This window comes from Paraburkholderia sp. SG-MS1 (assembly GCF_012275575.1).
Classification (GTDB): domain Bacteria; phylum Pseudomonadota; class Gammaproteobacteria; order Burkholderiales; family Burkholderiaceae; genus Paraburkholderia.
Window position 1 is genome coordinate 1 of record NZ_NPIH01000101.1, and the last position, 21,911, is coordinate 21,911.

Annotated in this window: 23 protein-coding genes; 13 read left to right on the forward strand and 10 right to left on the reverse strand. The window is 65.1% G+C overall.

Features of this window, described 5'->3' with window-relative positions; genetic code table 11:
* A partial coding sequence (locus CIC12_RS06735; protein WP_168663344.1) for an AI-2E family transporter occupies positions 1–1,279 on the forward strand: 1,279 nt, incomplete at its 5' end.
* Between the two features lie 89 nt (positions 1,280–1,368).
* On the opposite strand, the gene CIC12_RS06740 is transcribed toward CIC12_RS06735, so the two are convergent.
* Both CIC12_RS06740 and CIC12_RS06745 read right to left on the reverse strand, forming a co-directional pair.
* A complete protein-coding gene (locus tag CIC12_RS06740) occupies positions 1,369–1,551 on the reverse strand; it encodes a hypothetical protein (protein WP_168663346.1) in 183 nt (60 codons plus the stop codon).
* Positions 1,552–1,572: 21 nt separating this feature from the next.
* Positions 1,573–3,174, reverse strand: a complete 1,602-nt coding sequence (locus tag CIC12_RS06745) for an FAD-dependent oxidoreductase (protein WP_168663348.1) — start codon at positions 3,172–3,174, stop codon at positions 1,573–1,575.
* Between the two features lie 343 nt (positions 3,175–3,517).
* On the opposite strand from CIC12_RS06745, the gene CIC12_RS06750 reads away from it, so the two are divergent.
* The 3 genes from CIC12_RS06750 (at position 3,518) to CIC12_RS06760 (ending at position 7,374) form a co-directional block, all read left to right on the forward strand.
* The gene (locus CIC12_RS06750; RefSeq protein WP_342030506.1) at positions 3,518–5,662 is read left to right on the forward strand and encodes a hybrid sensor histidine kinase/response regulator; all 2,145 of its coding nucleotides are present in this window, start codon (positions 3,518–3,520) and stop codon (positions 5,660–5,662) included.
* A gap of 146 nt (positions 5,663–5,808) precedes the next feature.
* Positions 5,809–6,093, forward strand: coding sequence for a hypothetical protein (locus CIC12_RS06755; RefSeq protein WP_168663352.1), 285 nt, complete (start codon positions 5,809–5,811; stop codon positions 6,091–6,093).
* Between the two features lie 258 nt (positions 6,094–6,351).
* The gene (locus CIC12_RS06760) at positions 6,352–7,374 is read left to right on the forward strand and encodes an alpha/beta hydrolase (RefSeq protein ID WP_168663354.1); all 1,023 of its coding nucleotides are present in this window, start codon (positions 6,352–6,354) and stop codon (positions 7,372–7,374) included.
* Positions 7,375–7,470: 96 nt separating this feature from the next.
* Here CIC12_RS06760 and CIC12_RS06765 read toward each other — a convergent pair whose 3' ends face one another.
* Both CIC12_RS06765 and CIC12_RS06770 read right to left on the reverse strand, forming a co-directional pair.
* Positions 7,471–7,890: a secondary thiamine-phosphate synthase enzyme YjbQ gene (locus tag CIC12_RS06765; protein WP_168663356.1), complete on the reverse strand. Its 420-nt coding sequence runs from the start codon at positions 7,888–7,890 to the stop codon at positions 7,471–7,473.
* Between the two features lie 158 nt (positions 7,891–8,048).
* Positions 8,049–8,369, reverse strand: a complete 321-nt coding sequence (locus CIC12_RS06770; RefSeq protein WP_168663358.1) for a thioredoxin family protein — start codon at positions 8,367–8,369, stop codon at positions 8,049–8,051.
* A 241-nt stretch (positions 8,370–8,610) separates the two neighbouring features.
* Here CIC12_RS06770 and CIC12_RS06775 point away from each other — a divergent pair, with 241 nt between their 5' ends.
* From CIC12_RS06775 to CIC12_RS06795, 5 genes are all read left to right on the forward strand, one after another.
* Positions 8,611–8,907, forward strand: a complete 297-nt coding sequence (locus CIC12_RS06775; protein WP_168663360.1) for a DUF2628 domain-containing protein — start codon at positions 8,611–8,613, stop codon at positions 8,905–8,907.
* A 155-nt stretch (positions 8,908–9,062) separates the two neighbouring features.
* The gene (locus CIC12_RS06780) at positions 9,063–9,509 is read left to right on the forward strand and encodes a hypothetical protein (RefSeq protein ID WP_168663362.1); all 447 of its coding nucleotides are present in this window, start codon (positions 9,063–9,065) and stop codon (positions 9,507–9,509) included.
* A gap of 193 nt (positions 9,510–9,702) precedes the next feature.
* A complete protein-coding gene (locus CIC12_RS06785) occupies positions 9,703–11,049 on the forward strand; it encodes an MFS transporter (protein WP_168663364.1) in 1,347 nt (448 codons plus the stop codon).
* 484 nt (positions 11,050–11,533) lie between these two features.
* Positions 11,534–12,574, forward strand: a complete 1,041-nt coding sequence (gene gnd, locus CIC12_RS06790) for a phosphogluconate dehydrogenase (NAD(+)-dependent, decarboxylating) (protein ID WP_168663366.1) — start codon at positions 11,534–11,536, stop codon at positions 12,572–12,574.
* Positions 12,575–12,645: 71 nt separating this feature from the next.
* The gene (locus CIC12_RS06795) at positions 12,646–13,338 is read left to right on the forward strand and encodes an HAD family hydrolase (RefSeq protein ID WP_168663369.1); all 693 of its coding nucleotides are present in this window, start codon (positions 12,646–12,648) and stop codon (positions 13,336–13,338) included.
* A gap of 92 nt (positions 13,339–13,430) precedes the next feature.
* Here CIC12_RS06795 and CIC12_RS06800 read toward each other — a convergent pair whose 3' ends face one another.
* Together CIC12_RS06800 and CIC12_RS33600 are read right to left on the reverse strand one after the other, a co-directional pair.
* Complete coding sequence (locus CIC12_RS06800) at positions 13,431–13,967, reverse strand: ankyrin repeat domain-containing protein (RefSeq protein ID WP_168663371.1); 537 nt, start codon at positions 13,965–13,967, stop codon at positions 13,431–13,433.
* 95 nt (positions 13,968–14,062) lie between these two features.
* A complete protein-coding gene (locus CIC12_RS33600; protein ID WP_274597544.1) occupies positions 14,063–14,188 on the reverse strand; it encodes a hypothetical protein in 126 nt (41 codons plus the stop codon).
* 468 nt (positions 14,189–14,656) lie between these two features.
* Between CIC12_RS33600 and CIC12_RS06805 the strand changes: the two genes are divergently transcribed.
* Together CIC12_RS06805 and CIC12_RS06810 are read left to right on the forward strand one after the other, a co-directional pair.
* On the forward strand, positions 14,657–17,050 hold the full coding sequence (locus CIC12_RS06805; protein ID WP_168663373.1) for a phosphoketolase family protein: 2,394 nt from the start codon (positions 14,657–14,659) through the stop codon (positions 17,048–17,050).
* Positions 17,051–17,062: 12 nt separating this feature from the next.
* On the forward strand, positions 17,063–18,220 hold the full coding sequence (locus CIC12_RS06810) for an acetate/propionate family kinase (protein WP_168663375.1): 1,158 nt from the start codon (positions 17,063–17,065) through the stop codon (positions 18,218–18,220).
* 22 nt (positions 18,221–18,242) lie between these two features.
* Here the strand turns inward: CIC12_RS06810 and CIC12_RS06815 are convergent, their stop codons facing one another.
* Complete coding sequence (locus CIC12_RS06815; protein ID WP_168663377.1) at positions 18,243–18,539, reverse strand: BON domain-containing protein; 297 nt, start codon at positions 18,537–18,539, stop codon at positions 18,243–18,245.
* Between the two features lie 281 nt (positions 18,540–18,820).
* On the opposite strand from CIC12_RS06815, the gene CIC12_RS06820 reads away from it, so the two are divergent.
* The gene (locus tag CIC12_RS06820; protein ID WP_168663378.1) at positions 18,821–19,216 is read left to right on the forward strand and encodes a PaaI family thioesterase; all 396 of its coding nucleotides are present in this window, start codon (positions 18,821–18,823) and stop codon (positions 19,214–19,216) included.
* A 34-nt stretch (positions 19,217–19,250) separates the two neighbouring features.
* Here CIC12_RS06820 and CIC12_RS06825 read toward each other — a convergent pair whose 3' ends face one another.
* Together CIC12_RS06825 and CIC12_RS06830 are read right to left on the reverse strand one after the other, a co-directional pair.
* Positions 19,251–19,781, reverse strand: a complete 531-nt coding sequence (locus tag CIC12_RS06825; protein ID WP_168663380.1) for a GNAT family N-acetyltransferase — start codon at positions 19,779–19,781, stop codon at positions 19,251–19,253.
* 6 nt (positions 19,782–19,787) lie between these two features.
* Complete coding sequence (locus tag CIC12_RS06830) at positions 19,788–20,360, reverse strand: helix-turn-helix domain-containing protein (protein ID WP_168663382.1); 573 nt, start codon at positions 20,358–20,360, stop codon at positions 19,788–19,790.
* A 212-nt stretch (positions 20,361–20,572) separates the two neighbouring features.
* Between CIC12_RS06830 and CIC12_RS06835 the strand changes: the two genes are divergently transcribed.
* The gene (locus CIC12_RS06835; RefSeq protein WP_168663384.1) at positions 20,573–21,265 is read left to right on the forward strand and encodes a YceH family protein; all 693 of its coding nucleotides are present in this window, start codon (positions 20,573–20,575) and stop codon (positions 21,263–21,265) included.
* Positions 21,266–21,328: 63 nt separating this feature from the next.
* Here CIC12_RS06835 and CIC12_RS06840 read toward each other — a convergent pair whose 3' ends face one another.
* On the reverse strand, positions 21,329–21,847 hold the full coding sequence (locus tag CIC12_RS06840; protein WP_168663386.1) for an SLATT domain-containing protein: 519 nt from the start codon (positions 21,845–21,847) through the stop codon (positions 21,329–21,331).
* Positions 21,848–21,911 lie beyond the last annotated feature (64 nt).

Sequence of the window (21,911 nt, forward strand, 5' to 3'; positions counted from 1 at the left end):
ACTCGGGCTGAACGCGGGCGTGGGCGTGGTGATCGGCAGCGGGCTGTTTCTGATCGGCGTGCCGAGCCCGATCCTGTGGGGCATTCTCGCCGCGTTGTTGCGGCTCGTGCCATATGTCGGCATCTGGATTTCGGCTACGCTCGCCACCGCGCTCGCCGCCGCCGTGAGTCCTGGCTGGGCGATGGCGATCTGGTCGCTGGCGCTGTTCGTCACGGTGGAGTTGCTGGTGGGGCAGGTGGTCGAGCCGCTGCTCTACGGACGCAGCACGGGGCTGTCGCCATTCTCGGTCGTGGTGGCCGCGATTTTCTGGAGCTGGATCTGGGGGCCGATAGGGCTGATTCTCTCGACGCCGTTGACGTTGTGTCTGCTCGTGCTCGGCCGGCATGTGCGGCGTCTCGAGTTTCTCGACGTATTGCTCGGCGACCAGCCGGCGCTGACGCCCATCGAAAACTTCTACCAGCGGGCGCTGGCCGGCGATCCGGATGAAGCGGTCGAGCAAGCCGAAACGTTGCTGCGCGATTGCTCGTTGTCGTCGTATTACGACGACGTCGCGATCAAGGGCCTGCAGCTCGCGGCGAACGACGTGATGCGCGGCAGCGTGACGGCGCCGCAACTGGCGCGGATCGAAGCGACGATCAACGATCTGGTCGATGGTCTGGACGGCTACGAAGACCGCGAGCCGATGCCGCTCGCGGTGGAGGACAACTGGAGCGCGGTGGGGCCGATGGCGCCCTCGGACAGGCAGGCGCAGCCGACGCTTGAAACGCAGCGCACGCCTGCTTCTGTCGGGACGGCGCGAACGACGCCGGACAGCGGGACCGCGAACGAGCCTTCCGCGGCATTTCACGCCGTCAATAGCCGCGTCTTGTGCATTCCCGGACGCGGGCCGCTCGATTCGCTGGCGACGGCGATCCTGTTGCAGTTGCTGGGCAAGCATGGGTTTGCAGCACGTTCGCTGCCGCACGAGGCCGCATCGCGCGCGTCGATCGACACGCTCGCCGCGGACGATGTGGGGATCGTCTGCATTTTCTATTTACAGATCGATGGCATTCCTTCGCATTTGCGCTATATGGTGAGGCGCATCCGCGCGCGCTTGCCGAAGGTGTCGATCGTGGTCGGTTTGTGGGCGGCGGAGGATACGGAGAAGTGGAGCGCCGATCTGCAGAGCGCGATAGGCGCGGCGTATTACGCGACATCGTTGCAGGAAGTACTGGCGGCTTGCCGGCGAATCGATGCGGCAAAAGCGGTGGAGGAAGAGGCGGTGATGGCCGATGGTTGAACCGCAAATGCATACACGCAATAAAATGCCCGCCGATGGAAAGCGGCGGGCAATAACGATGCGCTACGTCGAGTTCGACCCGCAACGCTTCAATGGCGGGCTGGTTTCTCAGCCGACGCCTTCTCCTTTGCAGCCGCCTCCTTGTCAGGAACGATCTTGGTGGTGCCGCCGGTGGACGGCGGGTCGCTCGCGGGAAAGCTGTCCTCGACCTCTTTGTCGATCTGCTTTTCGCTCTTGTCGGCGTGCGGGTGCTTTTCCTTATGTGCTGTCATAACGGCTTCTCCTTCAGGTAATCAATCCAATGCCGCAAGTGGCGCAGCGTCGCGGTCATCGACGCGCGACGCATGCTCCGCCGCGATCATCGCAAGCGCGGCATCACGCGACAACTCCCGTCCCATCGCGTCGATCAAACGCGCGGTAAGCGCTTCGCGTTCGCACGCGAGTACTGCGGCCACCTTATTGTCTTTCAGATACAACGCGACGAATTGCTGACGCTCCATTTCGCCGTCGACGAGGATCTCATCCCACTCGTTCGCATGGCCAAGATATTCGAAGCGCTTGCCGTAGTGATAGGTCCAGAAATACGGCACGCCCTTATAGCGGTTGCGCGCGCCGCACATGTTTTCGGCGGCGATCCGCGCGTGCTGCTGCGCGACGCGCCAGTGTTCGACACGCAACGGCTCCTGATTCTCGTGCAACGAAAAGACCGCGATATCGCCTGCCGCATAGAGACCCGGCGCGGCCTGCATGCCCGCATTGACGATTACACCGCCATCCTTCTGCAACGACAAGCCCTCGACAAAGCCGGTGGCCGGTGAGACGCCGGTGCCCAGCAGCACCACGTCGGCGGCGACATGTTCGCCGCTTTCGAGCATCACCTGATGCACGTTGCCTTCATCGCCTTCGAGCGACGCGACCTTCGCATCGAGATGAAACACCACGCCATTGTGTTCGTGCAACGCGCGGAACATCGCGCCCGCGCGCTCGCCGAACTGTTTCGCGAACGGCACCTTGTCGGGCGAAATCACGGTTACCGGCGTACCGCGCTTGCGCAACGCGGACGCCGTTTCCAGGCCGATGAAGCTGCTGCCGAGAATCGCCACCTGTGGGTGTTGGGCATCGTCGCCGAGCGCGTCGATCAATGCGGCGGCGTCGTCGAGAGTGCGCAGCACGTGCACGCCGCCCAACTCGCAACCGGAAATCGCGGGGAGCTTCGGCACGCTGCCGGTGGCGAGCAATGCGGTGTCGTAGGTGAGCGATCCGCCGGTTTCGAAATAGATCGTGCGCGCGGGTACATCGAGGCGCGCAACGCTCGCGACGATCCGCTCGATGCCGTGCTGCGCCAGCCAGTCGGGTGCGAGAAGCGGCGGCACATCGGCCGGCGCCATGTCGGACGAGGGCACGAACTTGCTCAGCGCGGTGCGATCGTAGGGCGCATGCGGCTCGTCGCCGATCAGCGTGATGCGGCCGTCGAAGCCGCGCTCCCGCAATGCAGCGCAGGCTGCGGCACCCGCGGCCCCCGCGCCAATTACCGCGTAGTGCGGCTCGCGCGCGGCGGCGCGCTGCAGCGGTTGCGAGAGCTTCTGCGGAGTGACCATCACGTCGTCGCCGCTCACCGCGACCGGATAGCGATCGAGCGCGACGAGCGCGGGCGGTTCGAGCAAGTCGCCGGTGGCGGCATCGAAGCTTGCCTTGTGCCACGGACAGATGATCCGCCCGCGGCAAAGCGCGCCTTGTTCGAGCGGACCACCCGCATGCGGGCAATCGGCGGCGTACGCATGGACCGTGTCGCCGTCGCGCACCAGCAGGATCGCCTCGCCATCCACCTCGACGCGCTCGGCTCGATCGGCGCGCAATTGCGATAACTGGGCGACGCGGCGTGCAGTCAGGGACATGGTCGGGTCTCTCGCGGAACAGGTCGGGCCCACGTGCTGGCATCGAGTGTCTGCATGCGAGGCGAAGCCGGGTCGGAGCCTGCCGCGCCGCGCTGCAAACTCCCCTCGAACGCGTGGGATGCAGGTGGCTCAGCAATCCATGTGCCCGCGCCGACGCTCGCGTAGCGACGCCCACCGCGCCTTCAACACGCTTTGGAAGAACCAAGGAAGTGCGGTAAATTCCACACAAAGGGACATAGTGCTCGATCACGTGCCCGGCCCGTCGCGTGCAAAGACGCCTGTACGACGCGCATGGGCATGAGGTTTTTTTTGATTGTTTTTCAATTTTCATGGAGATCGTGCCGTGCAGCGTGTGGAACGTGTTGCAGTCGATTTCCCGATGCCATCACGCAACTTCGCGGCGACGCGGCGCATGCTGCTGATCGTACTGGCCGTGTCGATTGTGTTTCCGCTTGCCTGCCTCGCGGGTTACGGCTACTTCGACTACCAGCGCCGCATTGCTGATTCGAACAACATGATCGACCGGCTCGCGCGCGTGACCGAAGAGCAGGCCGTCAAGGTGATGGACCTGAACCGGCAAATGGCTTCGCGTATCGTCGAATTGCTGGGCAGCGCCGACGATGCGCAGATGCGCGCGCGCGAAGCCGAATTGCACGAACGCCTGCGCGAAGTCGGTGGCGACTTTCCGCAGGTGTCGTCGATCTATCTGCTCGGCGCGCAGGGCGACCTGCTGGTGTCGAGCCTCGCGTATCCCGCGCCGGCCATGTCGATCAGTCAGCGCGAAGATTTCATGACCGCGAAAGCGATGCGCCCGCAGCCGTATTTCTCGCTGCCGATGTTCGGGCCGGTGTCGAAGACTAACGTGTTCACCACGATGATCGGCCGCTCGGGCGCGGACGGGCAGTTCATCGGCGCGGTGTCGGTGGCGCTACGTAACGAGTACTTTTCGCGCTTCTACCGCGAACTGACTGAGGGCGATCCGTCGCTCGCGCTGGGTCTGTATCGCCAGGACGGCAGTCTGCTGGTGCGCTATCCGCCGTGGCCGCCGGGCGCGAAGCCGACCCCGCGCAGTGCGTTCAGTGTGGCGCTGCGCGACAAGCAACTGTTCGGACATGTCCGTTTGCATTCGACCGTGGATGGCGTCGAGCGGCTGCTTGCGTTTCGCCGCGTCGGCGACTATCCGCTCTATGTGGTGAGCGCGTATGCGATCTCGTCAATCGCGAGCGCATGGCGCCGGCATTTCCTGCTGATCGCGGCGCTCACGGCCGCGCCTTGCCTGGCAATCTGGCTGCTGGTGTTCTATTCGCTGCGGCAACTCGCCGGCGAGCGGCGGGCCTGGGAACGCTGGCAAGGCGAAGTGGCGATGCGCCTGTCCGCGGAGGCGTCGAGCCGTCAACTGCAACGCATGGGCGCACTCGGCAATCTGGTCGCCAACGTCGCGCACGACTTCAACAACCTGCTGATGGTCGTGTCTGCCAACATCGAGCTGGCACGGCTCAAGCACTACAACAACCTTGAAAAGGAAGTGCTCGCGGTGGAGCGCGCCACCGCCACCGCCGAAGCGCTGACGCGGCGTCTGCTGAGCGTCGCGCGCAAGCAGCCGCTCAAACAGGAGGCGATCGACCTCGCGCGCTGGTTGCCTACCGCTGCGCCGCTCATCGACGCGGCGCTCGGCGACACCGTCGAGCTCGCGTTGAACATGGTCGAGAACGTATGGCCGGTGCTGGCCGATCCGACCGACCTCGAATTCGCGATCATGAACCTGGCCGTCAACGCGCGCGACGCGATGCCGCACGGCGGCCACTTCGTGATTCGCTGCCAGAATAACCGGCTGGTCGGCAGCGATACCTTGCTGCCCGATGGCGAATACGTGCTGATCACCTGTTCCGACGACGGCGAGGGCATGCCCGAAGCCGTCGTGCGCCGCGCATTCGAACCACTTTTCACCACCAAGCTGCGCGGCTCGGGCACGGGGCTCGGTCTCGCCCAGGTGCTGTCGATGTGCGAGCAGGCGGGCGGCACAGCAAAGATCGACAGCGTGCCGGGCAGCGGCACCACGGTGCGGCTTTATCTGCCGCGGCATCGCGAGCGCAAGGCGACGGCGGACGAGGTGCTGCAGCAGCCGGCGCAGGCGCCGTCCGGCGTCGTGTTGCTGGTGGAAGACAACGAGGACGTGGCGGCCGGCGTGACGGCGGTGCTGGAGACCTTCGGCTGCGAAGTGCGCCACGAGCCGACTGCCGATCGGGCGCTCGATGTCTTGAGCGGCGGCGCGCGTTTTGAACTCGTGCTGTCCGATATCCAGATGCCCGGCAGACTGAACGGCATCGATCTCGCGGAAAAAGTCCGCAGCGCGTGGCCGTCGCAGAGGATTGCATTGATGACCGGCTACGCCGACGAACTCGAACGCGCGCGACGCCTCGGCGTGGCGATTCTCGCGAAGCCGTTCAATATCGACGAACTGCACGCGCTGGTGGCTTGCGAACCGTAAGCACTTGCGCGCACCGCGCCGCTCGCGGCAATGGTCGAAACGGCGCATGCGTTGCGGCATAGCCCTTGCTAAAAAGAAGTCGAGGCCTGCGGATCCGGTTGGCGCAACCGGCGCGGCCCACTCACTTTTTGGACAGGAGAACAGTCATGAAGCTCAGACACGCACTACTCGTTTCGACGATGCTCGCCGCTTCCTCTCTCGCGATGGCCCAGGCAGGCGGCGGTGGCGCTGGCGGTGGCGGCCCGGCGGGCAACGATCCGAGCGGCGGCACCACGGCCGGCAGCACGCGTGAAGGTGGCGACATGCAGGCGCCCGGCACCACCACGCATTCGAAGAAGCATCAAATGAAGCATTCGAAGACGACCAAGCCGGCAACCGACTCGACCAACATGCCGGGCGCGGATGCCAGCAGTGATACGAAGGGGCAGTAAAACCGGCAGCGCGGCGAAGAGGCTCAACCTGCGGTGCAGTGATCGGCTGCGGCTGATCGTGGCTCGTGGTGCGAGGCGCTCTTCGCCTTTGCGCGTTGCCTGCAGGGTGCAGGTGTGACGAACCCGGCGTTGCAGCGACACTGCGGCATGTAACGAACGGGTATAGCGCTTGCTCAAATCCGCTCGCATGCACGGCGTCGAGCGCAACCTTCAAAGCCTCCGATGGGATCGTGCGTTCTATCCATCAGGAGCTTGTCCATGACACTCGGTGACACCATCAAAGGTATGGTCGGACTGGACCCCACGGGCCACGCCGATCCCGACATGAAAGCCGTGCTCGACGCGCTCAAGAGCCTCAAACCGAAGCCGATCGAAGAATGTTCGGTCGAGCAGGCAAGGCAGCAGCCCACGCCCGCCGACGCCGTGCGCAAACTGATGGCCGATCCCGCGTATAGCGCGAGGCCGTCGCTGGAACTGGAAGCCGTGCGCACGACGGAGATCGAGATTCCCGGCGCGGCCGGCACGAACCCGGCGCGCGTGTACACGCCGCAAGGCGAGGGACCGTTTCCGGTGATTCTCTATTTTCACGGCGGTGGCTGGGTGATCGCCGATCTCGATACCTACGATGCCACGCCGCGCGCGATGGCCGCGCAGAGCAAGGCTATCGTCGTGTCCGCGCATTATCGCCAGGCGCCCGAGCATCGTTTGCCGGCCGCGCACGACGATGCGTTCGCCGCGTGGCGCTGGCTGGTCGGCAATGCGGCGAGTCTCGGCGGCGAGCCGGACAGGATCGCGGTCATGGGCGAGAGCGCGGGCGGCAATCTGGCGATCCACGTGTCGATCCGCGCGCGCGACACGCGCACGCGCATGCCGCTTCATCAGGCGCTGATCTATCCGGTGGCGAGCAACAACATCGTGTCGATTTCCTACGAGGAGAATCGCAACGCAAGGCCGCTGAACAAGCCGATGATGCTGTGGTTCATGCATAACGTGATCAACAGCGAGAGCGATCTGACGAGTCCGCTGATCGATGTGGTCAGCACCGATCTGTCGGGGCTGCCGCCGACGACGATCGTGACCGCGGGCATCGATCCGCTGCGCTCCGATGGCGAGAAGCTAGCGCAGAAGCTGCACATTGCGGGCGTGGCGGTCGAGCACCGCAACTATCGCGGCGCGACGCATGAGTTCTTCGGGATGGCGGCGGTGGTGCAGGCGGCGCGCGACGCGCAGGCGTTCGTGTCGCTGACGCAGCGGCAGGCGTTCGGTGGGGCGCCGATCTAGCAGCAGGGCGTTCTGCCTTTCACGCGGCGACTCGCCGTTGCCGCTCATTGCGGACGATGGCGCGGCGATCGCTTCGCCCTGCGATTAATCCGGCGTTCACTCACCCAGCAGATGCAGCACGACATCACGAGGCTGCGCGTGCCGGCGATGTTCGAACAGATACAGCCCTTGCCATGTGCCGAGCGCCATGCGTCCGTGCTCGACCGGCACCGACAGTTGCACCTGGGTGAGTGCCGTGCGCAGATGCGCCGGCATGTCGTCGAGGCCTTCGGCGTCGTGTTCGTAACGCTCGGCATCCTCGGGCGCGAGGCTCGCGAAGTAGCGCTCCAGATCGCGCTGCACCGAAGGGTCGGCGTTCTCCTGAATCAGCAGCGAGGCTGACGTATGGCGGCAAAACAGCGTCAGCAGGCCGGTCTCGATGCCTGTGCCGGAGACAAAGCGGCGCGCTTCGTCGGTGAACTCGGTGAGACCGCGCGTGCGGGCCTTGATGCTCAGATGATGGATGGCTTGTCGCATGATGGGTGAGCGAGGGGGTGGGTGTGCCGGCGCGAAGCGCTTGAGGCGCTATGGCTTCGGTGCAGTGACGGGCGCGTGAATCGGAAGATACGTGAATCGGAATAGCGGACACGGACGCGAACTCCAACTCGACCGTCGGTCACGCGCGGCCCGCAGCTTCAGATCGACGTCAATACATCCTCGATTTGCGCAGCGCCGGTTGGCCGAACCACGCGCGCGACTTCAGCGCCGTCACGCATGACTATCAGCGTCGGCCACAGCTTGATCTTGAACGAACGGCCGAGCGGCCGTCCGGGACCATCTTCGATTTTCAAATGACGAAGGCCTGCATGCGCCGCCAGCGCCTTGATGATCGACGGCTGCGCGCCCTGGCAGTAACCGCACCAGTCGGTGCCGAATTCGACGACGGTGACGCCCGGCAGTGCGTCGAGTTCGGCGCGCGAAGGGGCTTGGGATGAATAGGCGGTCTGGGTTGCCATGCGAGCTCCAATGCTGTTCAGTGCAGGGGCTTTGAGCGGTGCGGCGGTCCCTGCGCGGAGATTCGCCAAGAGTAGCAGCAATGCCTGGGGTCGTCATCGGGGCTGGCTTGCCGCGCAGGAGCCGCAACGGCCAGGCTGATCGCGCGGTTGGCACGCGAATTCACATGCGTGGCGCGTTGACGTGTTAAACATCGTCCGTGCGCCGTCACGAGACGGCGAGTCATCGCGTTCGGGAAGGGAAATGGGAGCAAGGATCTATCTGCAACATCCGGCCACGGACGACACCGTCGCGGTCGCGACCGGCTTCAGTTGGGGCGCGTGTCTGCTGGGTTTCATCTGGGCGCTATCGAAGAAGATGTGGTTTGCCGCCTTTGTCATGCTGGGGGTCAGTCTGATCCTGTTCGGCATGGGCTTATGGGGCGAAACGGCCGACCTGGCCGGACTCGTGCTGTCGATTCTGTTCGGCGTCGCTTGCGGCGCTTACGGGAATCGGTGGCATCGCTGGACGCTCGAAAAGCGCGGCTACGTCGTGCTATGAGGCGGCGAAGGGGCGATGAATTCGCGATGCGCAGCGAATCGTCAAAAGAATTTCATCGGATGACATCAGGGAGATTTTTCATGCACTTTGCATTTTCAACGGTTGTAGGCAGATCGATCGGAAGCGTCGGGAGATGTCGCCGGGGCGCGCTGTGCATGGCGTTGGCGGCGTCGCTCGCCGCCGCGCCGTTGGCGTGCGGCGCGCAGTCCGCCGCCGCGCCTGTGGCCGGCTCATCTGACACGCCCGCCATAGCGGGCGCGCCAGGCCCCACGGCGGCACCGTCGCCATCCGCTCCCGACGATACCTTCCTGCTCACCATCTTCCTGCGCCACGACGAATCCAAACCGCTGCCGAAGATCAACGACCAGCTTCGCGCGCAAGGCTTCTTCAAGACCTTTCCACCGCCGGGCATCGAAGTCGTGTCGTGGTACGTGATGATGGGCATCGGCCAGGTGGTCACGCTGCGCGTGCCCGCGAGCCGGCTGCGCGAAGTCAACCGGGCGATCGAGTCGACCGCGTGGGGCGGCTATCGCACCGAGTTTTATCCGACCTACGACTACAAGGCGCAAGCGCAGCATATGCGCGCAACCGACGGCAAGTAGCGGCGAGCGTGCACTCAGTTGGTTGTCAACACGCTGCTATCGTTCTAACGACGCGGTGCAACATGCATGTGGGACGGCGCGGCGCGGGTTTACGCGCCCGCGAGCTAGGTCGATAATGCCCCGGTCGTTCCGGCCCCGAACTTACGGCGCACGTTGTGCCGACCCGGCTCGCTCCATCTGACCCACCGCCCTCGTGTTGAAAACTTCGCGTTTTTTCGACCTGCTGCGTATCCCTGGCTTCAAGCCGCTGGCCGCCGCCACTCTCATGCTCGGTGTGGCGATGTCGTTCACCGCGCCGTATCTATCGCTGTTCGGCGTCGAGCGCGCCGGCATGACGCCGTTCAGGCTCGGCGTCTTCATGACACTGATCGCCGCGAGCGGGGTGCTCGCCAGCACGCTCGCCGGCCGGTGGACCGATAAGAGTGGACAGCATCGGCCTTTGCTGCTGGCTGCGCTGGTGGCCGCCGCGCTTGGCTATCTGTGCCTGTGCGTCGTGCGCGATTACCGGCTGCTGCTGCTGGTCGGCATCGTCTTCATCGGCGCGGGCGGCTCGGCCATCTCGATGGTGTTCGCGTTCAGCCGCGCGGCGCTGCCGGTGCCGGACCCCGGCGAGCGCGTGTTCGCGAGCGCGACGTTGCGGACCATCCTGTCTGCGGCGTGGGTATTCGGGCCATCGGTGGGCGCCTTGGTGCTTGCGGCCACCAGCTTTTATGGACTCTTTCTGTTCGCGGCGGCGAGCTTCGCGACCTGCGCGTTCATCGTCTGGCGGATGCGCGAGCCGCAAGGTCATCTGGGCGATCACACGGTGCAGGACACCGCGTCCGAACCGTCGGCGTCGATCACGGTCCCGCCGCTGACCGCGCCGGGCGAGGACGCGCACGAAGACCTGCCCGGCGTCGCGTCGGCCAACGACATCGGCCGCGCGGTGGCCGCGCTCACGCTGCTCGGCCTCGCCGCGAACGCGACGATGATCGTGCTGCCGCTCTACATCGTGCATGGTTTGAACGGCTCGCATCTGGACGTTTCGGTGATGCTCGGCCTCGGCGCGCTAATGGAAATTCCGATGATGCTCGCGCTCGGCGCGAAGTCGTCGGCGCTGCACAAGCCGAACTGGCTGGCCGCGTGCGCGGCGGTGCATGCGGTGTATTTCGTCGGGATGTCGCTCGCGGGCAACGTCAACGTGCTGATCCCGATGCAGATGCTCAATGCGTTCGTGGTCGCCGTGACTTCGTGTCTCGGCATGACCTACGTGCAGGACCTGATGCCGCACTCGCCCGGCCGCGCCACCGCGCTGTTCTTCAACGCGGCGCGGGTCGGCTCGATTCTGTCGGGCGTGTTGTCGGGCCTGCTGGTGCAGGCGTTCAGCTATCGCGGCACATTTCTGTTCTGCGGCTTGCTGGCGCTCTGTGCATGGGTGCTGTTCGCGGTGCCCGGGTATCGTTATCCGCTGATGTGGCGCGCGGTGAAGCGCTTCGCACGCGAACAGTATGCCAAGCTGCAGGCGAAGCGGCGTCAACGGGTGACGGGGCGTGGCGAATGAGGTGACGCACGCGAGCGCGATGTGGCACATCGGCAGCCGCATGCGTGCCCGCCAGGCATAGAGGCGTGAATAACGCACGCGCCAGGAACTTTACGTTACGCCACGCCTCTGCAAAGAGGCGTATCGTCTTTTCACGCGCGCGGCGATGCGCGCTGCGCATGTCGGAATGAACCAGACGGCTACGGCATGTCCGGCATGCTTGCCTCCACGCGACTAAAGTAGCTTGCGTGGGTGAGGCGAGGCCGCCTGCTTCACCGCTGAATTTGCGGCTGAATCGACCGTTGAGTTCATCGCCGAGGCAACAGCCAGGCAACAGCCAGGCAACAGCCAGGCAACGACGGAGCAAAAACCAGGCAACGACGGAGCCGCAACCAGAGCTGCCACCGGCATAACACCCGGCATAACACCCGGCGCAACAACCGCATCGCAGCAACACGCCGAACCCACATCGGGCAGCGCAACGAGCCACCTTCCGGAGCGAGATATGCAGCTAGGCATGATTGGATTAGGGCGCATGGGCGCCGACATGGTGCGACGCCTGACCAAAGGCGGTCAGCAATGCATCGCCTACGACGTGCAGTCCGCCGCGGTAGACCGGCTGAAGCAGGAAGGCGTGGCGGGCGCGGCGTCGCTGCAGGACCTCGTCGCGCAACTCGAGAAGCCGCGCGCCGTGTGGCTGATGGTGCCGGCCGCCGTCGTCGACGCGACACTCGAAAAGCTCGTGCCCTTGCTGGAACCCGGCGACGTCGTGATCGACGGCGGCAACTCCTACTATCACGACGACATCCGCCGGGCCAACGAACTCGGCGCACGCCAGCTTCACTATGTGGACGTCGGCACGAGCGGCGGCGTTGCGGGCCGCGAGCGGGGCTACTGCCTGATGATCGGCGGCGAGCCTGAGGTCGTGAAGCGGCTCGAACCGATTTTCGCGACGCTCGCGCCGGGCGCCGCCGCGGCGCCGCCCACCCCGGGCCGCACCGCGACGAGCGGGAGCACTGCCGACCAGGGCTTCCTGCATTGCGGACCGCAAGGCGCGGGGCACTTCGTGAAGATGGTCCACAACGGCATCGAATACGGCATCATGGCCGCCTATGCGGAAGGCCTGAACATTCTGCGCCACGCCGATGCCGGCAAGCACGCGCGCGAAGCCGATGCGGAAACCTCGCCGCTGCGGCGTCCCGAGCTGTACCAATACGATCTGAATCTCGCCGAGGTCACCGAAGTCTGGCGGCGCGGCAGTGTGATCGGCTCGTGGCTGCTCGACCTGATCGCGGGGTCGCTCGTCAGCGACGCCGATCTGCAGAATTACACCGGCCGCGTCTCCGATTCGGGCGAGGGCCGCTGGACGGTGGCCGCCGCGATCGACGAAGGCGTGCCCACGCCGGTGCTCAGCGCGGCGTTGTTCGCGCGCTTCAGTTCGCGCGGCGAAGCGGACTTCGCGAACCGCGTGCTATCGGCCATGCGGCATGATTTCGGCGGCCACGTCGAAAAAACGGCCGAGCCGGGCAGTGCGCCAAAGGGCTGAGCGGAGCGCCCACCGAAGAGCTCACTGCAACCCTCACCGAGGCGCACCCACTTTCAGCCAAGGACCCCGCGATGCCAGACACTCCCTCCACGCCGCACGACGTCGTGTTTCTGTTCGACTGCGACAACACCCTGCTCGACAACGATCACGTGCTCACGGACTTGCGCGCGCACATGACCCGGGAGTTCGGCGCGGAGAACAGCGCGCGCTACTGGCAGATCTTCGAGGATCTGCGCGCGGAGCTGGGCTATGCCGATTACCTGGGTGCGCTGCAGCGTTACCGGGTGGAGCATCCGCGCGACACGCGGCTGCTGTTGATGGCGTCGTTCCTGATCGGGTATCCGTTCGCGAACCGGCTCTATCCGGGCGCGCTGGATGCGTTGCGGCATCTGGGCACGCGCGGGCCCACGGTGATTCTCTCCGACGGCGACGTGGTGTTCCAGCCGCGCAAGATTGCGCGTTCGGGCTTGTGGGACGAAGTCGAGGGTCGTGTGCTGATTTACATCCACAAGGAACTGATGCTCGATCAGGTGATGGAATGCTACCCGGCGCGCCACTACGTGATGGTCGACGACAAGCTGCGGATCCTCACGGCCATGAAGAAGGCATGGGGCGGAAAGCTGACAACGGTCTTTCCACGCCAGGGGCACTATGCTGTCGATCCGAAGGAGATTGCAAGCAATCCGCCTGCCGATGTAAGCATCGAGCGGATTGGTGAGCTGGCCGATTTCGACGTCGATGCGTTGATGGGCGCGCGCGGGTAGACGCAGCGCTCTTCGTCTGCGTGCGCGCCGCCCGCAGGTCCGTGTATCTGATGGCGGGCGACACGCAGACGCGCAGACGCAGACGCAGCACGTCAGGCGCCCAACTCCTTCAACCGCGCCTGCGCCTCGCCGGCTCCCATGCGCGCGGCTGCGTCGCTGGCCTTCACGCCGTTCGCGTCGTGAGCATTCGGGTTCGCGCCGTGCGCAATCAGCAAGTCCACGATCGCGGTGCGATTGAACATCGCGGCCACCATCAGCGCGGTGCGGCCGTCCGGCGATGCGCCCTCGACGTCCGCGCCGTGCGCAAGCAACGTCTCGATGACCTTGTCGAAGCCCTTGAACGCGGCACCGGCGATCGGCGTCTGGCCGTTATCGTTGCGCAGATCCGGATCGGCGCCGCGCTCGAGCAGCGCGCGCACCGCATCCACGTGACCGTGGTAGCTCGCGAGCATCACGAGACTGTCGCCCTTGTCGTTACGCAGATTCGGCGGCACGCCTTTTTCGAGCACTGCGGCGAGCATCGATGCATCGCCGCGCCGCGCGAGGTCGAAGACCTCCTGGGCGAGTGCGAGCAGTTCGGGATCGATCTGCGCTCGGGACGGCGGGGCGGTATTGGCGGAGTCCGTCAATGAAATCTCCTTGCTATCGATGAGGGCGCCACGGCGGCGCCAGGACAGCAATCAGGATACACATTATCTCTCGCGGATGCCCGCCCGGCGGCGCGCTAGCCGGCGCCGAACAGCTTGACCAGGACGCCGAACAGGCCGATCAGGATAGTCAGTCCCGCGCTCAGCAACACGATCGACAGGACAAGGGTCACGAGCACTTTGGCGGGACTGGGTTTAGACATGGCGGTCGTTATAGGTGAAGGGAAGGGGAGCGGGACGTGTCAGACGCGTGCCGCCGCTGCGCATTCGGTTGGGTGGTGTCGAGCGGTCGCGCCAGTTTAGCCAGCGTGCCGGGTTCGATCGGGACGTGTTCGGAGTCTAGCGCAAGACGGCGTTCGCGCATCTCGCCACCGACGCTGGCGGCGCATTGCGCGAAAACGTCGAACCATGGCGCGCGCCGTCTGTCACACTCGCGTGACGAGCGCGGGCGACACTCGGGAAACAGCCGTGAAATCCCGGCTGATGCAGCTGCGCAGATCGGCCCACGCCACCTGCGCCGCGCATGACGCAGCGGCCCCGCTATCGCTTTCACGGGCCTTACTGACGCTATCGACGCCATCGGCATAACGACGCCTCATCACGCCATCATCACGAACACCCGCTGCAGCACCCGCTAACCTGCCTGACAGTCCTTTTCAAGGAGTGACGCCATGGTTGAAGCAAGCTCGCATCCCGCTCCGTCCCAAACGCTGGACCCCGACACGCTGCGCAAGATGGATCGCTATTGGCGCGCGTGCAATTATCTGTCGGTAGGCATGATCTATCTGCGCGACAATCCGCTGCTGCGCGAACCGCTCAAACCCGAACACATCAAGAACCGGCTGCTCGGCCACTGGGGCTCGGACCCGGGCCAGAGCTTCGTACTCGTGCATCTGAACCGGCTGATCCGCAAGCTCGATCTGGACGTGATCTATCTATCCGGCCCCGGACATGGCGCGCCGGCGAGTCTTGCGCACTGTTATCTCGAAGGCCACTACTCGGAAATCTATCCGGACCGCAGCGAAGACGAGGCCGGCATGCGGCGCTTCTTCCGGCAGTTCTCGTTTCCCGGAGGCATCGGTTCGCATTGCACGCCGGAGACGCCGGGCTCGATCCACGAAGGCGGCGAACTCGGCTACAGCCTGTCGCACGGCTACGGCGCCGCGTTCGATAACCCCGAGCTGATCGTCGCCGTGATGATCGGCGACGGCGAGGCGGAAACCGGGCCGCTCGCCACCTCATGGCATTCGAACAAATTCCTCAACCCGATCCGCGATGGCGCGGTGCTGCCGGTGCTGCATCTGAACGGCTACAAGATCGCCAATCCGACCATCCTCGCACGGATTCCCCGCGAGGAACTCGAAGCGCTGCTGATCGGCTATGGGCACAAGCCGTATTTCGTCGAAGGCGACGATCCCGACACGATGCATCAGCAGATGGCTGCCACGCTCGAACAGTGCATCGGCGAAATCCGCGCGATCCAGCAGCATGCGCGCGCGAATCGCGACGCGACGCGGCCGCGCTGGCCGATGATCGTGCTGCGCTCGCCGAAAGGCTGGACCGGCCCGAAGGAAGTCGACGGTCACAAGGTGGAAGGCTCGTGGCGCGCGCACCAGGTGCCGGTGCTCGATCCGGTCACCAATGGCAAGAGCCTGAAACTGGTCGAGGGCTGGCTGCGCAGCTATGGGCCCGAGTCGCTGTTCGACGCGGGTGGCCGTCTGGTCGACGAACTGCGCGAACTCGCGCCCGAGGGCGCGCGCCGCATCAGCGCGAACCCGCATGCGAACGGCGGGTTGCTGTGCAAGGCGCTCGACATGCCGCCGTTTCGCGACTACGCGGTGACGGTGAAAAAGCCGGCCGCTTCGTACACGTCGCCGACCGGCGTGCTAGGCAAGTTTCTGTGCGACGTGATGCGCAAGAACATGACGAACTTCCGCCTGTTCGGTCCCGACGAAACCGCGAGCAACAAGCTCAACGCGGTCTATGAAGCGTCGCCGAAAACCTGGCTCGCCGACACCGAACCCGGTGACGCGGACGGCGGCGAACTCGCGCCCGACGGCCGCGTGATGGAAATGCTCAGCGAACACACGCTCGAAGGCTGGTTCGAAGGCTACGTGCTGACCGGCCGGCATGGCCTGTTCGCGACCTACGAGGCGTTCGTCCACGTGATCGACTCGATGTTCAACCAGCACGCGAAGTGGCTGGAGAAGGCCAAGCGCGAGCTGGGCTGGCGCCAGCCGGTGCCGTCGATCAACCTGCTGATCACGTCGCTCGTCTGGCGTCAGGATCACAACGGCTTCACGCATCAGGATCCAGGCTTTCTCGACGTCGTCACCAATAAAAGCCCGGACGTGGTGCGCATCTATCTGCCGCCGGATGGCAACTGCCTGTTGAGCGTGGCCGATCATTGCCTGCGCTCGCGCGATTACGTCAACGTGATCGTGTCCGACAAGCAGCCGCATCCGCAGTATCTCGACATGGACGCGGCCGTCACGCATTGCACGAAGGGCATCGGTATCTGGGACTGGGCGTCGACCGATCAGGGCGTCGAGCCGGACGTGGTGATCGCCTGCGCGGGCGACATCGCGACGATGGAAGCGCTCGCCGCCGTGCAGATTCTGAAGGAGCGCTTCGCCGCGCTGAAGATCCGCTTCGTCAACGTGGTCGATCTGTTCCGCTTGATGCCCGAGCATGCGCATCCGCACGGACTGTCCGACCGTGATTTCGATTCGCTGTTCACCACCAGCAAGCCGGTGATCTTCAACTTCCATTCGTATGCGTCGCTCGTGCACAAGCTCACCTATAACCGCGCGAATCACGAGAATTTGCATGTGCACGGCTATCACGAGAAAGGCAACATCAACACGCCGCTCGAACTGGCGATCGTCAATCAGGTCGACCGCTTTTCGCTCGCGATCGACGTGATCGATCGCGTGCCGGCCTTGCGCGGCGTCGGCGATCATGCGAAGGAATGGCTGCGCGGGCAGGTCATCGAGCATCTCGCGTATGCGCATGCCGAGGGTATCGACAAGGAAGAGATCCGCAACTGGACCTGGAAGAGCTGAGCGAGGGCGACGATGCACACGGAAGACGCAGCGGCGAAGCAAACGATTCTGGTGCTCAACAGCGGCTCGTCGTCGCTGAAATTCGGGCTGTTCGCACACGTGGACGACGATGAATCCCTGCTGCTGGAGGGCAGCGCCGAGGGGATCGGCCGCAGCGACGGGAGCTTGCGGATCAGTTCGCCCGACGGCGGCGTGCTGGTGCAGCAGGAGCACGTGCTGGAGTCGCAAACCGATGCATTGCGCAAGCTCTCGCAGGTGCTGGCGCAACAGCACCATGCGCAGCCGGCGGCGCTCGGCCATCGGGTCGTGCATGGCGGCCCGCATTTGCGCGCGCATCAGCGCATCACGCCCGAGCTGCGCCGCCGTCTGCAGGAGGCGGTGCACTTCGCGCCGCTGCATATTCCACCGGCGCTCGCGCTGATCGACGAGGCCACGAAGATTTTCGGCGGCGCGGCGCATTTCGCCTGTTTCGACACGGCGTTCCATACGACGCTGCCGCCGCGCGCGGCGCAACTCGCGTTGCCGCGCCGCTATGCGCAGGCCGGCGTGATCCGCTACGGCTTTCACGGGCTTTCGTACGAATCGCTGGTGACGCAGCTCGGCTCGCAGATGCCCTCACGCGCGGTGTTCGCGCATCTCGGCAACGGTTCGAGCGTGTGTGCGTTGCGCGATGGCCAATCGATCGATACGTCAATGGGTCTCACGCCGACCGGCGGCGTGCCGATGGGCACGCGTTGCGGCGATCTCGATCCCGGTGTGCTGCTGTATCTGATGCGCGTCGAGAAGCTCGGTGCGGATGCATTGGAGACGCTGCTCAATCGTCACAGCGGCCTCGCCGGTTATGCCGACGGCGAGAGCGATATGCAGGCGCTGGAAAAGCGCGCGGCGGCGGGCGACGCGAACGCATCGCTCGCGCTCGACGTGTTCGCGGGCGCGGTGCGCAAGACGATCGGCGGCTATGCGGCGTTGCTCGGCGGGATCGATCTGCTGGTGTTCACGGGCGGGATCGGCGAACACAGCGCCACGATTCGCCGGCGCGTGTGCGACGGGCTCGCTTTCATGGGGCTGACGGAAGGCGATCCGGCTGGCAAGGTGATGACGCTTCACACTGAAGAGGAAAAGCAGATAGCACGGCATTGCCGGACGTTGTTGCGAGCAGAGGCCGGCTGAGGCCGTTACCGTCTCTTGCGCTTCATTTAGCCTTGATGACGGTGTGATCCAGCACGCCTGTCACGCCGAACAGGCGCGTCACGTCTTCCAGCGCAGCGGTTCTTTGCTGCGGGCGTTGCAGCTCGCCGTGCAGCGTGATGCGGCCACGTGAGACCTTCACCTTCACGCTATGTTCAGGGACCGCCGAGTCCCAAGCCAGGCGGCGGGTCGCTTCCGCGGCGATTTGCGCATCGCTCAGGCGAGCGCCGGCGCCGGATCCTTTGCCCGTCTCCCAGCCTGCGCCAGGTAGCTTGCGTTTGTCGGCGCGAGCGGATGACATGGGTCCTCCACGGAGAACAGTGATTGAACAACACTAGCAGATGCGTGGGATTTTGCAGGTGGGCCGGAAAGGCTTAGGGCTGCGCCGGACCCGGCTGCGCTCCTTTGAACGCCCACCCATTGGACAATACACCGCCGGGCATCCATCCGCTCGTGATGTGAACTGCACGCGCGCATCGCCGATGTTCCATACCGAACGCTAGTATGCTGACGGCTCGTCACCGGCGTGCCCGCCGCTCGCGCGCCACACCTTCCTCACCCTGAACAGCAAAGGCTTCGACCATGCCCGACTTTCCCATCGACAACCCGTTTCTCGAATCGCTCGGCGTGCGTCTGACGCAATGGCGCGACGGCTACGCGGAGCTGGTCATGGCGATTGATGCGAGCAAGCTCAATCGCCAGGGCGTGCTGCAAGGCGGCGCGATCGCGACGCTGCTCGATGCGGCGGCGGGCTATGCGGGTCTGCATGCGGCGGTAGGACAACCGGCGCGGCATGCATTCACGTTGTCGCTGACCACCAACTATCTCGACAAGGGACTCGGCGAATCGGTGACGGCGAAGGGCTTTCTGGAACGCCAGGGCCGCTCGATTTTCTTTTCGCGCGGCGAAGCATGGGTAGACGGCAAGCTGTTGATCGCGAGCGCGCAGGGCACGTTCAAATATTCGAAGACGGCCTGATGGCCGACGCCTGCCGCAAGCGGCGCGCACCCATTCACAGCGCCTTGTACATGACGGTGGTGGCGTCGAGCCGCCCTTCGTCGTGCGGGGCTTGGGCATAGCCTGGAATCACGCCGACGGTTTGATAGCCAAGCGCGGCATAGAGCGGTTCGGCGTGGTCGCCGGTGCGGGTGTCCAGCGTGAGCAGGCTGCGCCGCAAGTGCCGCGCATGGCGCTCCAGTTCCGTCATCAACGCCCGCGCGATGCCCCGGCGGCGAAACGCGGGATGGACCAGCAGCTTGCGCACCTCCGCGCGGTGACGCTGGTTCGGCATTGTGTCGTAATCCAGTTGCACGGTGCCGGCGATCGCGTCGCCCTCGCGCGCGACGAACAGCATCAGTCCGCCCGCGCGTAACGAGGGCAGCACTTTGCCACGCCAGAACGCTTCGCTATCGGCGACGCCGTACGGCATCACGAAGCCGACGCTCGCGCCGTCATGCACACAGGCATGCAGCAGCGCGCCGAGTTCGGGGAGGTGCCGAACGAGGTCGTCGGCGGAAAAAGGCGTAATGGTGATCGCGCTCATGCTGGCTCACACGATGAAGAGAAGATAGCGTGCCGAACTATCGGCGGGCGTCACGAAGGCGCTCGGGCCGAACAGCAGATAACGCAGGCAGTCGCCGGGGGCGAGGTCGTGGCGCTGGCCGTCGACGGTGATCTGCAGCCGGCCCTCCAGCAGGATCAGATGATGTTCGAGGCCGGGGCGTGGCGAGGCGTCGTACGCGATGCACGCGCCCGCGTCGAGTTCGCATTCCAGCGCCTCGCCCGCGAGCGCTTGCGCGGGCGGCGACACCGAGCGGCGCCGAAAGCCCGCGCTCGCGTCGCTCCAGACCGGTTGCGCGGTGCGTGGCACCCGGGGTGCGAAGTCCTCCTCGACCATGCGCATCAGCCGCGACATGGGCAGCCCGTACGCCACGCAGAGCCGACCGAGCACGCTCGCGGTGGGACTCACGGCTGCATTTTCCAGCCGCGACAGCGTGGCGCGGCTGACGTTGCTGCGCGTGGCAAGGTCGTCGAGCGACCAGTTGCGCTCCGCGCGCAAGGCCCGCAAACGCTGCGCGATGCGGCGGTCGATGAGCGTGTCGTCGGTAGCTGGATTTTCCATATTCGGGAAATTATCTCTAATATGGAAATGAGTCAATCGGAAAAGAATGGCGCGCGGGCGGTGTAGGGCGGCTCATCCGTCATCGAGATTCGTGCGCCGTCCCGACCGCTGGCGTTTATCATAGTGGCCACCAACCAGAACGCGCCGCCTCGCTACACAACGGTAACGCGCATCATCCACGAGACCCGGCGACTCATGCCGCACCATCATCCATGAACACCACTCCCGATGCTTCCTCCCGTCCCCCGATTCGTGAACTGACGCTGCTCGAGGGGCGCGTGCTCGGCGTGCTCGTCGAAAAGCAGCACACCGTGCCGGACAGTTATCCGCTTTCGCTGAACGCGCTGACGCTGGGCTGCAATCAGAAAACCGGCCGCGCGCCCGTGATGAACGCGACCGAGGCCGAAGTGCTGAGCGCCGTCGATGGCCTGAAACGATTGAGCCTCGTCATGGAAGGCAGCAGCAGCCGCGTGCCGCGCTTCGAGCACAACATGAATCGCGTGCTTGGGTTGCCGAGCCAGTCGGCGGCCCTGCTGACCACCTTGTTGCTGCGCGGCCCGCAGACGGCAGCTGAATTGCGCCTGAACAGTGCGCGTTTCCATGGCTTTGCCGACATCTCGTCGGTCGAGGCGTTTCTCGACGAACTGGCCGGCAACGCGCCGCCCCGCGTCGTGAAGCTGGCCCGCACGCCGGGAGAGCGCGAGCATCGCTGGATGCATCTGCTGTGCGGCGAGGTGAGCGCAAGCGAGATCGCGCACCCGGCCGGCGAGGACGACACGGTGCCGTTGTCCGCGTTCGAAGCGATCAAGGCCGAGCAGAAGCGGCTCGCCGATGAGGTGGCCCGGCTTCATGCGATCGTGCGGCGGATGGCGGCGGAGTTGGGGATCGGCGTCGACGATCTTTGAGCGAATGTCGAAGCGGGCGACGTGGTGGTCTTTCTGGCGTGGCGATGGCTAGAAACCGATGGCTCACGCGTCGCGGCTGCGCTGAGTGTTTGTCGACAGCATGCGTTGCGTGCGATAGAAGATGCGCGGCGGCACGTTCGGCGAATCCTGAGCAAGCCGGTCGAGCTCGTCGCGAATCGCGGTGAGGTAGTGGCCGTCGCGCGCGTCGGCGTCGCCGGCGAATACTGCTTCGAGCCTGCGACGCACGGCGCCATAGCGTGCGCCGGCCGCGCGGTGTTTCTCCGCGCGCTCCGCGTAGCGCAGGAACAGTTTCAACGCGGCCGAGACGGCGGCCGCGGCGCTCACGAACCCCACGAAGAGCCGCTGTTCAATCGTCACCGCCGTCAACGTCAACGACGCGAACACGGCGGTCCCCACGAACGCGGTGAGGGCGGTCACCAGCCAGCCGAGCTGACGGTCGCGCGCCGACAGCAGATCCGCCATGTCGTAATGGCTCATCTGGGATTCACGCGCGCGGCGAATCCATTTCAGCAGAAGCTGGTCTTCGTCGACCGGGGGCTCGTAGGCGGGCAGTGTCGTCATGGCGCTTGTCGGGGCGGTTCGGCGGCGCAAGCATAACGCGTGCGCCTGACGATACTGTGCCACA